Here is a 14,219-nt window from a genome sequence, read left to right as displayed (position 1 = left end):
AAGCAAAATCTAAGTCGAAATTAACAAAATCTAAGCGTAATTAGACAAAACTTAAGTGCAATTAAATAAGGTGTAAGAACTACTCACCAAAGCTTGTACGTTTGTCTGCCATTGAGGTCAGTATACGTTCGGTATCCAAGATCGCCGTCCAGTTTAGCAATTGCTTGTCGTTTGCAATGACATAGTCAGTCAGTTGTTGAGTAATCGTGTCTCTGAGCTGATCGCCTTTCCAAGGCTTAGAAATATAGAAATCCAGCGCTGCGTTATTAATTGCCGTCACGGTATCTTCTAACCCAGCTTGCCCTGTGAGTAGGAGTTTACGCGTTGGCTTAGTGTGATCGTGCTGGTTGAGTTCAATGAGAAAATCAATCCCGGTTTTATCTGGCATGATGTGGTCACACAAGATTAAGGCGAGTTTAATGCCATCTTGTCCCATCTCTTTAATCACTTGTTTGGCTTCATCTACCGATTCTGCACCTTCAACGATAAAATTTTCTTCAAATACCGCTAAGTCTTGAAGGACACTGTTAAGAACTTCCGGTTCATCGTCGACACATAAAATTAGGTACTTATTCATGAGGTGCTCCTTCTTGTTTGAATGGGAGCCAAACCTGCATGTGAGTATGGCTTCCTACCTCAGACTCCACCAAAATAAACCCTTGATGAGCTGAAACAATTTGTTGAGAGATGGATAGCCCAATCCCTAGACCAAAGTTACCTTCTTTTTTAGTCGTGAAATTTGGGTCGAAAATAGTGTTGATGTGTGCTTTATCGATACCTTGACCTGTGTCGGATATTTGCACTACCAGAAAAGCATCGCCACCTCTTGTTTCCTGAGAGGTTGTGATCGAAACTTTCCCTTTCTCAGAAAGGGCATCGAGCGCATTGGAAAGAAGGTTAGTCCACACTTGTTGCAATGCGAGTGACTGGCACAACAAAGGTGGCAAGTCGGTGTCGTAATGTTTTTCAAGTTGATGATGTTTAAGTCTGTTTTCAAAAATAACGAGCGTGTCTTCAAGCCCTTCGTGAATATCGGCGTAGTGGCGAACTTCTTCATCTTCTCGGGCATAACTTTTTAAGCTTTTCACCATGTCAGCAATGCGTTTGCTGCAAACTTGAATAGAGCGAATTGAGTTTCCAACATAGTGGTAATGTTCTAAGTCGTTGAGCAGCTCTCTGCCTGCGACAGGTGACTCTTTTAAAGTGTTTAATACTGCAGTGTCTTGGCTCAGATTTAGCCTTACTGTTTTTTTTGCCAGAGCACGATCATCAATGGTCGACGAGAGATGCTTCACCAACTGTCTCTCTTGAGCTGTTGATAGCGGCTTCGCTAATTTCGAATGCGCTAATACGTCCGTCCCTTTGTTGGAGTCAGGGAGTGATGAGTTATTGAGTATCTGATCGAGATGTTCAGACAAGGTTTCGATGCTTCTCAAAATAGCTGCAATTGGATTGTTCAGTTCGTGCGCTACGCCCGCGACAAGCTGACCCAACATTGCCATCTTTTCTTTCTCGATTAACTGTTGATGTGCGGATTCCAATGACTCGAGTGTTTGTTGGAGCTTAATCTTATTGGTGATGCTTCTTTGCAAGCGTCGGTTAAAGTGACGAAGCAACAGGTTAGTAAAGAGTGGGAGCAGGGTACTGTTTGAATGCATGACCTGAGCAAAGCTATCTTTATCAAGCTTGATCACTCTTGTCTGGGTTAGGGTAATTGCCGTTGAGAATGAAGGCTCGCCAGTCACGAATGACATGCCGCCAACAATGTTACCTTTTGAGTGACGTACTACTTCTCGTTGCTGTCCTAGCTCATCTTTTTTGTAGAGTGCCGCTTCACCTTCGATGATTAACCACAAGAAACGATTGTCTTCACCTTCTACAGTAAGCAAATGTTCCGGTGAGTAATCACGAATGGCTTTGGTTTTATCGTCTTTAGAGAAGACATCTTGTAAGGCACTGACCACGCGTTCTGCAAGGGCATTGTCAGAAAGTTGGTGGTAGTCGTGAATGAAACCCGATTGAAAAGAATGAATCTTTTGTTCGATGTGTGCTCTGAATAAGCGCTGTTGATCCAACGCGTCGCTGTAAGATAACAGGTTTTCTGAGTCGTATTGGATAACAAAAGAGGTCAGCTCTTTTTGCGCCGATTTGAAGAGAACTTGATCTTGAACGGGTTTGGTTAGGCAGTGATTGAGCCGGCCTTCATTCACCGCGGTCAGAATGGATTGAATGTCTGACGAAGCGCTGACTAATATCGTTCTTGCGGTATTACTATGGGGCAGCTGTTCCAGTTCAATAAGAAATTGCACACCATTAAATCCAGAATGATGATGAGTGATCACTAAAGCAACGGTTTGGTGGTGATCATGGATATCTTCTAATGCGTGATGCGCGTCTTCTATGTTCTCGGCAGTATAAATATCGAATACAGAAGCTAACGGAGCCAGCTCCGAACGTATTCTTTCAATGCTAACCGGATTATTGTCCAAACAGATAACAGCGTATTGATTCACAGCTCAACCTTAATAGTAACGACGTCTCTAGCCTAGCAAGAACCGCTGAATAAGGATGAGAGCTAGCCGTTAATTTATTGAGGCAATTGAAGTATCGAGCAATAGACTGATTTAACTCAATGTTTCTTGTTTGCTACTGATGGGTTAGACTAAAAAAAACAGACTAGTGTAGAAAGAGAACTCATGGAACAGTTAAGAAAAATTGGTGCAATTGGCGGAGCAATCTCATTGGCACTTTGTTGGCCATTAGCGGTTGGCCAAATTGGACAGAATGCTATTACTGATGGTGTGGCAAACCTTAACAATTCGAGCATTCAAGCTGAGATCGTGGAATACGATAGAGGTTACTTATCTTCTAATGTCAAAACACGTCTAACTGTGACGGATGAAAATCTCAAAGAACAACTGGCGCTTGATGGGATTCCGAGTGAGTTTGTTATCAACAGCGCGGTTAGCCATGGTCTGTTAAGCCTAAATGCACTGTCGACGTTTGAAAATACAGATATTCTTCCTCTGACTCTTACTACCAGTACTGAGTTAAACGGTAACACCGATTTCAACTTCGAGTTAAGTCAGTTTAATTATCAAGGATCTGATGACAATGGTACCTCGGTATCTATCACGAAATCGAATCTGTCTGGCCATGCCACGGTATTAGGGCAAGTCGATTACAAGCTTACTATTCCTTCTGTTCAAATTGATTTTGAAACAGGCGAAGAGGTGACACTGTCGAACCTAAATGGTGTGGGTTCTGGTCAGCAAGCTAAAGGTTATTGGTTGGGTTCACAGAACTTTACTATCGATAGCTTCCTTGTTTCAGATTCGACAATGCAGCCATTCATGACTATCGAAAACTCAAAGTACGATTTTGAATCGCACCTTGATGAAGCGACTAAGCGTTTGCGTAGTAACCTTAAGTTGGATATCGCTAATATCGAGACCAACGAGGGCCAAGTGAACAACTTAAATGTTGATTTCGAAATGGCAAAACTGGATAGCGAGTCGTTCGAGAAAATCTTTGCGATCTATCAATCGAGCCCGGTTTTGACTCAGGAAGACGTTGCAGAGATCATCCCATTCATCGATATACTGTTTGCTAAAGGGTTCGACCTTTCAATGAATAATATGTCGTTAGAGCTAGGCAAGGGTGAATTCGACTCTAAATGGTTGGTGAGCGTACCTGAAGGCACTGAAAACATCAGCAGTAATCCTTCTATGATTGTTCCTGCACTGACGGGTAATATTCACTCGAGTTTCTCAAATGGGCTTGTTGAGGAGTACCCATTCATTCGTGAAGGCATCAATGAATTGCTGGTAATGGAAATGATCAAAGAAACGGAAAGTGGTTATGAAATCAGCGCTGACATTAAGAATGGGAATCTAGTGTTTGAAAATGGACAAGAAATTCCATTAATTGCACTTCTAATGCCTGCTTTTGTTCAATAAAAAGAATAAGACTGAATACTGATAAGGTGTTCTAACGGGTTAAGTTAAACATTTTGTACGGTACGAAACAAAAGAGGTCTTAAGACCTCTTTTGTTGTTTTTATGTTGGTTAAAACATGGTATTACTTGCTTAGTTATTATTTAGCAGGAGCAATTATCCCCATGGAACTTACATTAGATAACGTATTCAATTTTAGTGCTGGCCCAGCGGCGCTACCTAAACCAGTAATGAAACAAGCACAAGCTGATTTTATTGACTGGAATGGTTTAGGGACTTCCGTTATGGAAATCAGCCATCGCAGCAAAGAGTTTATTAAAGTTGCCGATGAGTCTGAACAAGACCTACGTGATCTTCTGAATATCCCAGACAACTATAAAGTTCTTTTTTGTCAGGGGGGCGCTCGTGCTCAATTCGCTGCTGTGCCTCTAAACCTTTTAGGTAATGCAAAGAAAGCGACTTACATTGATGCGGGTTACTGGGCAGAAAGCGCAGTGACTGAAGCGAGCAAATATTGTGAAATCGATGTATTTAACGCGAAGACGTCTATTGATGGCAAAGCGGCGGTTGTTCCGGCTAAAGATTGGAAAATCGACCCAGAAGCTGCGTACGTACATTTCTGTCCAAACGAAACCATCGATGGCATTGAAATCAGTGAGCTACCGCAAACTGACAAGCCAATCGTTGCTGACATGTCATCAAATATCTTATCTCGTCAAATCGATGTGTCTCAGTATGGTGTTATCTACGCGGGCGCTCAAAAGAACATTGGTCCTGCGGGTATCTGTATTGCCATCGTGCGTGATGATCTACTAGACCTTGCCAACGATGTGTTGCCGAGCATTCTTAACTACAAAGTGCTTGCTGAAAAAGACTCAATGTTTAATACGCCACCAACGTATGCTTGGTATTTATCAGGCCTTGTATTTAAGTGGCTGAAAGCTGAAGGTGGTGTTGAAGCTATAGAACGCGTCAATCAAGAAAAAGCGGCGTTATTGTATAATGCGATTGATGATTCTACGTTCTATAAAAACGATGTTCACACAGCAAACCGCTCAAGAATGAACGTGCCGTTCCAACTGGCGAAGCCAGAATTGGATAGCAAGTTCTTAGAACTAGCTGATGCTGCTGGTCTTAAATCATTGAAAGGCCACCGAGCGGTAGGTGGAATGAGAGCTTCGCTTTACAACGCAATGACGCTCGAAGGTGTTCAAGCATTAGTCAGCTTTATGAAAGAGTTTGAAGAAAAATACGCTTAATCAGCAGAATTCAATATTTACGATTAGAAAGAGGAGCTAATGCTCCTCTTTTTTGATCTTGCTGAACCGATGAGTTTGACTTCCCAGCCCCAATCTCGGTTTTAACTCTTGTAACGCCAGGCTATAACGAAGTAAAAAAGATCACATTACTTGTTCTTACTCAGCGTTCTTACCTAGTGTTCTTACTAAGCCGCTACCACCATACGTGCTTACTATCCTTGTCGACCATTAACGCGAAACTGCTGCGGAGTAACATCAAAATATGCTTTAAATGCTTTGATGTAAGAAGAGTCGTTTTGATAACCCACTTTGTCGGCAATGCTTTGAATAGAGGCTTCTTCATCCAACAAAGACAACGAGTAAATCAGCCGTATTTGCTGTCGCCACAACTGAAACGATGTATTGAACTCTTTGGAGAATAACCGCGATAAGGTTCGCTCTGATGCTCCGACTTTCTTTCCCCATTCGTTCAGCGACCAATCTAAAGCAGGTGTGTCTGTGAGCGCTTCGAATATCAGTTTCAAGCGACGATCTTCAGGTAATAATAATTGAAAGGTCTGTACGTTGTCTTTCATTACTTGATCGTGCAATACCGCCAGTAATCGCGATATTTCTTCGTCATTAGGTCGTCCTTCACATTGCCTGCGGATTTCTTGTAACAGTTCATTTAAGAACGGCGTGAGCGCAATGGTGCGTACTTCGGGTTTATAAGTTGTGCCAAAGGCAGGGTTGAGATAAATGCCGACAAATGTCGTATGGTTAAGTGCGATAGATTCGTGTGGAATACCGGCAGGCACAAACAGAGCAGAAGTATGCGGCACAAGGTGTTGATAGTGATCGGTTTTGGTTTGCAACAGCCCTTTGATGGGGAAGATAACTTGATGCCACGTGTGTTGATGCAGTTTGTCGATGTACCCTTTAGGCATGTCGATGGTCTTCACCAACGCGGGTGAATTAAAATTGGCAACCATCATCTCATTTGAAGTCATGACACCGGAGTGAGAATTAATTTGGCGGGTTGGCATTGTTAACTGTCCTTATATCTCTACTCTGACATGAGTTCGCTAGGCTATCATGCTCGGTAACGTGAATGAAGTCATGAGGGGAGACGTATGCGATATCAAGTCGAAATATCCAAAGAAAACCAACTCTTATTCAAAATAGACATTGATAACATCAACCAAGAAATATGTGAAATATCACTTAAAACCGTGTTAGCTAAATTCCCTCACTTAGAAGGTTATCAGCGGCATGTATTGTATTCTGACAGTGAAACTCGCTATCTAAAAAGTACAGAAAAACGTATAGAGGTATTGGCTTCGATTCCGATGTTCAGGTCATTGGGACAGCGATAACTTCGCTTTTCGTCGCGTGAAGCCAAACAAACGGCAAGGTTAAGCAAGTGACAAGGCTGTGCAAACGATAAAGTTATATAAGCGGCAAGGCTAAGCAAGCGATAAAGTTAAGCAGACAAATCTCAGTTAAAGAGGAAGGGATATGAAAAAGTTAGGCGTAGTGAATAACGTATTAGCAGGCAAGACTGTGGCCTTTGCACACGGTGCACAAAGTGCCATTGACAAACAAGTTGTGTCTGGTCGTCAACACGCTACAGAGCTTGGTTTTATCAACGACGAGCAAGGTGACCCTCGCTTTCATGGTGGTATTCAAAAAGCCCTTCATATTTATCCAAGTGAACACTACCCAGTTTGGCAGCACGAATTGGGCGATAAGGCGATCTTTCAAACCGCAGGCGCATTTGGTGAGAACCTCAGTTCAACTGGCGTGACGGAAGCGTCAATTTTTTTGAAAGATAAGATTCGTATTGGCTCAACATTATTGGAAGTCTCGCAAGGGCGTATGCCTTGTTGGAAGTTGAATGTACGATTCGACCAACATGACATGGCAAGAAGGTTACAAGATACTCTTCGTACAGGTTGGTACTTCCGAGTATTGGAAGACGGTGATATTGGTACTGGTGATGAGATTATTTTGTGCGAAAGACCTTATCCTGACTGGCCTCTAGCTCGAATCATGGGCGCGGTTTTCACTGGTTGTCTCGACAAACAAGAGCTAAGCGAGCTGGCTAGGCTGCCGTTAGTCGAATCTTGGGGCAACCTTGTCGAGCGTCGCCTAGAAACTGGAGAGATTGAAGATTGGGAAATGCGATTGGTTGGTCCGACAGCAGAGTAATACTCGAGAAAGCCCACAATTTTTAAGAGTGTGGGCTTCTTTATGTTTGCGATCTTTCATACGGCCATCGCGATTACTATTACTATTACTATTACTATTACTATTACTACAGCCAGAAATCCTTCAAGGGCATATCAGCGCTATAGTGATGGGCGATCTGCGCTTGGAGTAGTTCTGCGGTTGCAATGGCATCCACTAGCGCATGGTGTGGCGTGTAGTCCGGTAAGTGGTATCGACGACGGCTTTGCCCAAGTCTTACTGACGCGGGTTTCTTACCTTTTAGTTTGTTCCACAAGCCACCAGCCAATTTATGCTGAATCTGAGATTCGATTTCTAGTGTATCTAATACTGGAAATTCAATGCCTTCGCCTAGCCTTACTTTTAACGCATTGTCTAAGAAATCACGTTCAATACGGCGGTAGTGAACTACCGGAATATGGCCAGCCATTGCACCTAAGATCTCTTCGAGCACTTCATTTAAGTCTGGTGCATCAATGATGTCATTGTGCGTGATACCGTGGATGACCACCGATTCTTCTTCCAGCTTTTGCTTAGGCCTTAGCGTCCAATGCCTTGCTTGTCGTAGATAAATACGATTGAGTGTAAAAGGCACTAAGCCAATAGTAATAATGCCATCTTTTACCGGATTTAAGCCTGTAGTTTCAAAGTCCACGGCTAAAAAGGTCACTTCAGATAATGGCGTTTCGGGATCGGGCAGCGGTTCGCCATAGAACTGCTTCAAACGTTCATCCTTCGAACGTTCTAGCTTTTGAGCAAATTTAAAAGGCCAATCAACCGCAGGGGAGCTAAAGAGTCTATTCATGATCACTACTTAAACTTGTTGCTAGCTTGATAACGGAACTTAAGGAAATTTTGTGCATTGCTTAGAATTTGGAATGCGTCCTTTAAGTTACGACGTTCAAAATCGGAAAGGTTTTCGGGTTCGATGTTGTTATCAGGTTCAATATTGTTGTCGACATCGTGTGCTTGGTGTCTGATCCGAACCAGAGAGATGAACTCCATTGCATCTTTGAGATCTTGTGCTCTACCTTTAGGCAAAATACCGGCGTCGATAATGTCATCCAAACGTTCGAATGAATTTTTCGAGCGAGAAGCCACCGCTAAAGAGTGTACACGAATCAGATCTGCAAGCGGCGCAGTACCACGTCGCTTAAGGTTGATTGAGTTGTTATGGCGACCATCTTTTTCCATAACGAAGTCTTTGAAAAAGCCTAATGGTGGTGTGCGGTTGAGTGCATTTCGAGCAAGACACGCTAAGAAGCGGTTGTTCTTACGAGCACGTCTTATGATAAAGCTGTTTAATTGTTCTGCCCATTTTAATCGGCCATACACGCCATCCAAATCAAAGAAGATCGAAGCATTCAATAGCGCTTTCGGGTTTGGATCATCAATCCAATCAGCAAAGCACTCTTCCCATTGTCGACGAGTCATACGCCAAGTGGGGTTAGTCGCCATGATGTCGCCAGTACAGTAAACGTAGCCACACTGGTCTAAACCATCACAAATGAAGGTTGATAACTCTTCAAAGTACTTACCGTGCTTTTTCTCGTCGTAGGTATCGTCGAGAATGATGGCATTATCTTGGTCTGTTACGAGCAATTGCTCATCGCGCCCCATTGAACCGAGCGCAAGGAAACAATAGGGAATGGGTGCTTTACCCAATTTTTCTTCACCAAGCTCGATAATACGCTGTTTAAAGCTACGGCCAATTACCGACATCGCCGTACCAACCATGTGCGCGTTGGCATCTTCGTTTACTAGGCGAACGAAGCTGTCTTTTACTTGCTCAGAAAGTACTTTGAGATCTTCAATACTCTGTTGTTGGAAGATACTGCTTACCAGTAACAAGGAGTTTTGAGATTCGTAACGCACGATATCAGTTGCTTCGATAATGCCAATTGGCTTCTTATCTTTTAATACTGGTAGGTGATGTACGTTATAGCGAAGCATGGTCATCATGGCTTCGTATACATAAGCATTATGGTCGAGTGAGATAACCTCGGGCGTCATTACGCTAGAAACTTCATCTGATGGATCGAGCCCTTCAGCGAGCACTCGTGTACATAAATCACGGTCAGTAATAATGCCAATAACAGGTGTTGAGTCGTCTTCGTCATCTTCAACGATATCTGGGTCGATGATCAGCAAAGAAGACACATTATCCTCAGCCATCATGGTGGCGGCTTGTTGAATCGTACGCGTTTTCTCGATCATCGGAGCTTCGCTAGTGAGCAGCGTTTTAACCTTCGATGTTGATAAGTCGTTGGCATCGTTACTATCTGAGTTGGCTTGACGAAGGCGGGCGTTATCTTCCACTTCAACGAAATCGGCAAAAGAGTCGTAGTTGTCGTAGAGTTCTTGGAAAATCGGTTCAGGGATGCAATAGAGTAGGGTGTCTTCGGTCGCTTTGACCGGGAAACGAACTTTGTTGTTGGTCAACAGGCCCATTTGGCCGAACAAATGCCCTTCATCAAGGCGGTTATAGAGTTCGCCTTTACGACGGTAGACTTCTACTTCACCGCTTCGAACTATATAGAGGTCATGGATTTGGTCACCAAAGTGAATGATAGGTGTATCTTGGCGGTAATAAGAAATTTCCACGCTACTGGTCACTTTCATCAAGATCTCTTCAGGGAGCTCCGTGAAAGGTGGGTATTGTGCCAGAAAGTTCTGAATCTCTAATAACTCAGCATCCATAATGATCATCCATTAGTTTGTATGATTTCATGGTACAACATTTGATAATAATTTTCCGTGACAAATCAATCTGTGAGCTAAAACCTTTTTAAAGTCTTATGGATAGACTAACCTTTTAATAAATCGGAGAGCGTTTTTAAAGGATGATATGAATGTCGATGTGGAAGCTAAGTTTAGTATCAGTAATTGCAGTGTTTTCTTCGAACTCATGGGCAGTGTCTGGAGATGTAAACATTCTGGATTATGACCACATATACGCGACCGCTCATTCGGGTAGTTTGAATGAAGATGCGGGTAGTAATAATAATGCATCATCGTACGGGTTGGGTGTTAGTTATACGATGACTGATGATTGGTTGTTATTGGGTGACTACAGCGCACGCTTCATTCATCCAGATGAAACTACCACTCGTATTGATACTTTAATGACAGGTGCTGGTTACCGTTATAGTATCCGAAAAGATCTCGATCTCGTTGCTTCCTACTTGCTTGGTATTACTAAAGGTAAGGTTGAAGACAATGATACGAATCAAACTGAATCTTCAGATACGGAGTTTATCCAAGGTCTAAAAGCTGAACTCAACTATGGTTTTGCGAAACGTTGGATTGCTAATGGCAGTGTGCAAGTTAACCGAAGTGACCTGTTTGACGAAGAGATCTATCACCTAGGTTTACGCTATCTAGTGACCAACAAGTTTGCGATTGGTGGTTCTTATCAACACCGAGATGGCGAAGGTAAGATTCGTAGTGAGCGTACTAACGAGCTAGGGGTGGAGTTTTTCTTAGAGTACTAACTTGTTAACTTATCAATAATCTTGTCAACTTATCAAAGCAACTGAGATCATAATTTTAAATACAAAAAAGCCAGCTTATTCGCTGGCTTTTGCATATCTATCGGTCTGCACGTACAGGTTTCGCTTTACGATTAAAGAACCGCAGCAAGACCTTTACATAGAGGGCCCATGTTTGACTTAGTCATGCCAGCAACACTGATACGGCCAGAACCAACAATGTAGATAGCGAATTCGTCTTTCAGGCGGGTTACTTGCTCTTTGCTTAGGCCAGAGAACGAGAACATGCCGTTTTGGCGCTCGATGAATGTGAAGTCTGCATCAACACCTTCAGATTTCAGTGTTGTTACGAATAGCTCACGCATCTCTTGGATACGGTCACGCATTTCTGCCACTTCCGCTTCCCATTCAGCACGTAGATCAGCATCACCAAGGATGTGAGTTACTACAGCACTACCGTGCGCTGGTGGGTTAGAGTAGATAGAGCGGATGATGCTCTTAACTTGAGAAAATGCTGTAGTAGCTACGTCTGCAGATTCTGCAACTAGAGTGAATGCACCCACACGTTCGTTGTACAAGCCAAAGTTTTTAGAGAATGAGCTAGCAACAAGGATCTCTTTGTTGTATTGAGCAAAAATACGCAGGCCAGCTGCATCCTCTTCAACGCCTTTTGCAAAACCTTGGTAAGCAAAATCGAATAAAGGAAGCAGTTTCTTCTCAGCAACCAGTTTAGCTAGCACTTCCCACTCGTCAGTTGTTGGGTCGATACCTGTTGGGTTGTGACAGCAGCCGTGAAGAAGAACGATATCGCCTTCAGAAGCTTTCTCTAGGTCAGCAACCATGCCTGCGAAGTCTTTGTCTTTTGTTTCAGCATTGTAGTAGCTGTATTGAGCTGTCTCGATACCCGCAGCAGCGAAAACGCCGTTGTGGTTAGCCCAAGTTGGGTTACTGATCCAGATTTTTGCGTCGCCTAGTTGGCGCTTGATGAATTCACCCGCTACGCGAAGTGCACCTGTACCACCTGGAGCTTGTGCTGTTTTAGCGCGTTGAGACGTTACGATCTCTGCGTCTGAACCGAAAAGAAGTTTCTGAACCGCTAGGCCGTATTCAGCTGTACCTTCAATTGTTAGGTAAGATTTGGTTTTTTCGTTTTCAAGAAGTGAAGCTTCTGCTTTCTTTACTGTTTTAAGAACAGGCGTTTGACCATCTTCATTTTTGTAAATACCAACACCAAGGTTGATTTTTTCTGCGCGAGAGTCTTTTTTAAACTCTTCAGTAAGGCCGAGGATAGGGTCGGCGGGAGCAGCTAGCACTTTTTCAAACATAATCTTCATCCATGTCAATTGAGAGGGGATAGTATCTATTGGTAGTTATACCTGTATGAAATTTTTAAGACAATACGAAGTGAACAGAAAGACCAAAAAAAATCCATTTCAATCAGATTAATTGACTAGAGAGGGTATTTGATAACAAAACACCCTACGGATTAACCTATAGGGCGTAAGAAGTTAGTGCTTTTTGACAGGATTATGCAGGTTGAGCAATGAAGCTTTCTCGCTCAAGTTCGCTCTGAACATTTTTGCCATCTTTGTAGATCGCGGCAATCTCTACAAATTGCGATTCAACGGCAAGAAACGCGAGTACAACTTGCGGGTCAAAATGCGTCCCATTGCCCTCTAAGATGATCTGCTTGGCTTGCTCATGAGTAAAGGCTGGCTTATAAACTCGTTTCGATATTAGCGCGTCATAGACATCCGCTAATGCCATTAATCGACCAGACAAAGGGATCGCTTCTCCAGACAGTTGATTGGGGTAACCGCTGCCATTCCATTTTTCATGGTGAGTCAGTGATATTTCTTTCGCGACTTGTAAGAAAGAGCAGCTTCCCAACTGCTTTTCTGCAATAGACAAGGCTTCAGCGCCAATTGCCGGGTGGCCCTTCATTATTTCAAATTCTTCGTCGGTTAATTTCCCCGGCTTTAATAAAACATTGTCAGGGATACCCACCTTGCCGACGTCATGCAGGGGAGCCGACTTATAAAGCAACTCGATATAATTTGGTGTTAACAAAGCAGAGTGCGTTTCAGATTTGCTGAGTTCTTGTGCGAGTACCTTAACGTATTCTTGAGTTCTCAGAATGTGGGCACCCGTTTCATTGTCTCGAGATTCAGCAAGGGCAGACAAGCTAACAATCGCTACGTCACGTGTGGTTTTTACTTCGTTTTGTGCGGTTTCAAGGCTATCTAACATGGTGTTGGTCATTGACGCCATGGAACCCAGTTCGTTATAGCCAAAAATAGGCAAACGAACGCCGTGCTCGCCTTTAGTTACCTTGTTCAATGCATGTTCTTGGCTCAGGAGAACGCGTTTAATCAACTTGCTCCACAATGTCATGATGGTTATTGCGTATCCACCAAGCACCAACGCAAGGTAGATGAACTCTTTAATCACGCTGACTTTACCTGTGCCGTCCAGTAAGCGAGCTGGGTTATATTCTAACCAAAAGATATCTTTAACGGCAACCATAGTCAGCATTGTGGTCAGCGTGATCAGAAGTACGATGACTAAACCGACCATTTGTTTAACCAATGAACTTCGTTCGCCAATCAGTTGGAAGTCAAACTGCCCAGACTGTTCCATTTTGTCCATTTGCGCAAGCTTAGCTTTCAACTGAAGAATGCTTCCAGTAAAGAAGCCAAATAACGTCATTCCAAAGAGCACTTTTAAATTGCTATCGATGGTGAAGTCATAGCTTAAGTTGTAATAAAGCGCAAAAGGGACACTAGCAGCAAAAAACAACAAGGTGTCGAGCTGCGCAAACCGACCTTGTTTAACTAAAGCATGGCGGGCTAATAGGTAATGGCGCACAAACCAGACTAAGGCAAAAACGACACTCACTTGAGTGAAAATTTCTAACGTCGTTAAGGTGTCGAGCATAGGGCATACCCGACTGCCATAGGTGCCAAAAAGCACACCAGCGATGGCATATAGCTGGGTTGTTAGCGATTGATTATAGTTTGATGTATCCATCGATAAGCCTTTGTTCAGTTTCGTTTCTGGTCTGTATAATTCTTACTAGATTCACGAGTTTTAAGTACGCATATTTTACTTTGCAAGACGCATTGCTTGCTTTGAAATATACACAACTTGAATGACTTGCGTAAATAGGACCAGAAATTCTATCGATAGCTTTCGCTGAATGATACAAGAAATTGGTGTGTGTAAGTGATTTGTTAACTAAGTGGGGATTATTGCAGCATTACTATGCGTATATGTGAATAGCCTCGATAGAGATTCGAGGCTA

The 14,219-nt window shown here is 43.0% G+C and carries 12 protein-coding genes; 5 read left to right on the top strand and 7 right to left on the bottom strand.

The window, feature by feature from the left end; translation table 11 throughout:
* Positions 1 to 79: 79 nt before the first annotated feature.
* Both OCV36_RS09745 and OCV36_RS09740 read right to left on the bottom strand, forming a co-directional pair.
* Positions 80 to 577 carry a response regulator gene (locus OCV36_RS09745; RefSeq protein WP_017074619.1) on the bottom strand — a complete coding sequence of 166 codons (498 nt, stop codon included), beginning with the start codon at positions 575 to 577 and terminating at the stop codon, positions 80 to 82.
* Positions 570 to 2,513, bottom strand: a complete 1,944-nt coding sequence (locus OCV36_RS09740) for an ATP-binding protein (protein ID WP_135455049.1) — start codon at positions 2,511 to 2,513, stop codon at positions 570 to 572. The genes OCV36_RS09745 and OCV36_RS09740 overlap by 8 nt, the downstream gene beginning before the upstream one ends.
* Positions 2,514 to 2,696: 183 nt before the next feature.
* Here OCV36_RS09740 and OCV36_RS09735 point away from each other — a divergent pair, with 183 nt between their 5' ends.
* Together OCV36_RS09735 and serC are read left to right on the top strand one after the other, a co-directional pair.
* The gene (locus tag OCV36_RS09735) at positions 2,697 to 3,959 is read left to right on the top strand and encodes a DUF945 family protein (RefSeq protein ID WP_135455047.1); all 1,263 of its coding nucleotides are present in this window, start codon (positions 2,697 to 2,699) and stop codon (positions 3,957 to 3,959) included.
* 162 nt (positions 3,960 to 4,121) lie between these two features.
* Positions 4,122 to 5,216, top strand: coding sequence for a 3-phosphoserine/phosphohydroxythreonine transaminase (serC, locus tag OCV36_RS09730; RefSeq protein ID WP_135455045.1), 1,095 nt, complete (start codon positions 4,122 to 4,124; stop codon positions 5,214 to 5,216).
* 212 nt (positions 5,217 to 5,428) lie between these two features.
* On the opposite strand, the gene OCV36_RS09725 is transcribed toward serC, so the two are convergent.
* Positions 5,429 to 6,241 (bottom strand): AraC family transcriptional regulator, encoded by an 813-nt coding sequence (locus OCV36_RS09725; RefSeq protein ID WP_135455043.1) that lies wholly within the window; start codon positions 6,239 to 6,241, stop codon positions 5,429 to 5,431.
* Between the two features lie 87 nt (positions 6,242 to 6,328).
* Here OCV36_RS09725 and OCV36_RS09720 point away from each other — a divergent pair, with 87 nt between their 5' ends.
* A complete protein-coding gene (locus tag OCV36_RS09720; protein WP_135455041.1) occupies positions 6,329 to 6,571 on the top strand; it encodes a hypothetical protein in 243 nt (80 codons plus the stop codon).
* Between the two features lie 142 nt (positions 6,572 to 6,713).
* A complete protein-coding gene (locus tag OCV36_RS09715) occupies positions 6,714 to 7,406 on the top strand; it encodes an MOSC domain-containing protein (RefSeq protein ID WP_135455039.1) in 693 nt (230 codons plus the stop codon).
* Between the two features lie 106 nt (positions 7,407 to 7,512).
* Here the strand turns inward: OCV36_RS09715 and OCV36_RS09710 are convergent, their stop codons facing one another.
* Entirely contained in the window at positions 7,513 to 8,229 is a 717-nt protein-coding gene (locus OCV36_RS09710) for a 3'-5' exonuclease (protein WP_017074612.1), read from the bottom strand.
* Between the two features lie 5 nt (positions 8,230 to 8,234).
* On the bottom strand, positions 8,235 to 10,124 hold the full coding sequence (locus OCV36_RS09705) for a DUF294 nucleotidyltransferase-like domain-containing protein (protein ID WP_017074611.1): 1,890 nt from the start codon (positions 10,122 to 10,124) through the stop codon (positions 8,235 to 8,237).
* Between the two features lie 152 nt (positions 10,125 to 10,276).
* Here OCV36_RS09705 and OCV36_RS09700 point away from each other — a divergent pair, with 152 nt between their 5' ends.
* Positions 10,277 to 10,918, top strand: coding sequence for an outer membrane beta-barrel protein (locus OCV36_RS09700; protein ID WP_135455036.1), 642 nt, complete (start codon positions 10,277 to 10,279; stop codon positions 10,916 to 10,918).
* A gap of 131 nt (positions 10,919 to 11,049) precedes the next feature.
* Here the strand turns inward: OCV36_RS09700 and OCV36_RS09695 are convergent, their stop codons facing one another.
* Both OCV36_RS09695 and OCV36_RS09690 read right to left on the bottom strand, forming a co-directional pair.
* On the bottom strand, positions 11,050 to 12,240 hold the full coding sequence (locus OCV36_RS09695) for an amino acid aminotransferase (protein ID WP_102553147.1): 1,191 nt from the start codon (positions 12,238 to 12,240) through the stop codon (positions 11,050 to 11,052).
* A gap of 202 nt (positions 12,241 to 12,442) precedes the next feature.
* The gene (locus OCV36_RS09690) at positions 12,443 to 13,945 is read right to left on the bottom strand and encodes an HD-GYP domain-containing protein (protein ID WP_135455034.1); all 1,503 of its coding nucleotides are present in this window, start codon (positions 13,943 to 13,945) and stop codon (positions 12,443 to 12,445) included.
* Positions 13,946 to 14,219 lie beyond the last annotated feature (274 nt).

The sequence above is a fragment of the Vibrio echinoideorum genome, from assembly GCF_024347455.1.
Classification (GTDB): domain Bacteria; phylum Pseudomonadota; class Gammaproteobacteria; order Enterobacterales; family Vibrionaceae; genus Vibrio; species Vibrio echinoideorum.
Note: the sequence above shows the minus strand (reverse complement) of the source record. Positions and strands in the feature narration are given on the sequence as shown.

What these genes read in the sequence shown, in the direction of transcription:
- OCV36_RS09745 (WP_017074619.1), bottom strand. Translation starts at nt 577, where the DNA reads ATGAATAAGTACCTAATTTTATGTGTCGACGATGAACCGGAAGTTCTT.
- OCV36_RS09735 (WP_135455047.1), top strand. Translation starts at nt 2,697, where the DNA reads ATGGAACAGTTAAGAAAAATTGGTGCAATTGGCGGAGCAATCTCATTG.
- serC (WP_135455045.1), top strand. Translation starts at nt 4,122, where the DNA reads ATGGAACTTACATTAGATAACGTATTCAATTTTAGTGCTGGCCCAGCG.
- OCV36_RS09725 (WP_135455043.1), bottom strand. Translation starts at nt 6,241, where the DNA reads ATGCCAACCCGCCAAATTAATTCTCACTCCGGTGTCATGACTTCAAAT.
- OCV36_RS09720 (WP_135455041.1), top strand. Translation starts at nt 6,329, where the DNA reads ATGCGATATCAAGTCGAAATATCCAAAGAAAACCAACTCTTATTCAAA.
- OCV36_RS09715 (WP_135455039.1), top strand. Translation starts at nt 6,714, where the DNA reads ATGAAAAAGTTAGGCGTAGTGAATAACGTATTAGCAGGCAAGACTGTG.
- OCV36_RS09710 (WP_017074612.1), bottom strand. Translation starts at nt 8,229, where the DNA reads ATGAATAGACTCTTTAGCTCCCCTGCGGTTGATTGGCCTTTTAAATTT.
- OCV36_RS09705 (WP_017074611.1), bottom strand. Translation starts at nt 10,124, where the DNA reads ATGGATGCTGAGTTATTAGAGATTCAGAACTTTCTGGCACAATACCCA.
- OCV36_RS09700 (WP_135455036.1), top strand. Translation starts at nt 10,277, where the DNA reads ATGTCGATGTGGAAGCTAAGTTTAGTATCAGTAATTGCAGTGTTTTCT.
- OCV36_RS09695 (WP_102553147.1), bottom strand. Translation starts at nt 12,240, where the DNA reads ATGTTTGAAAAAGTGCTAGCTGCTCCCGCCGACCCTATCCTCGGCCTT.
- OCV36_RS09690 (WP_135455034.1), bottom strand. Translation starts at nt 13,945, where the DNA reads ATGGATACATCAAACTATAATCAATCGCTAACAACCCAGCTATATGCC.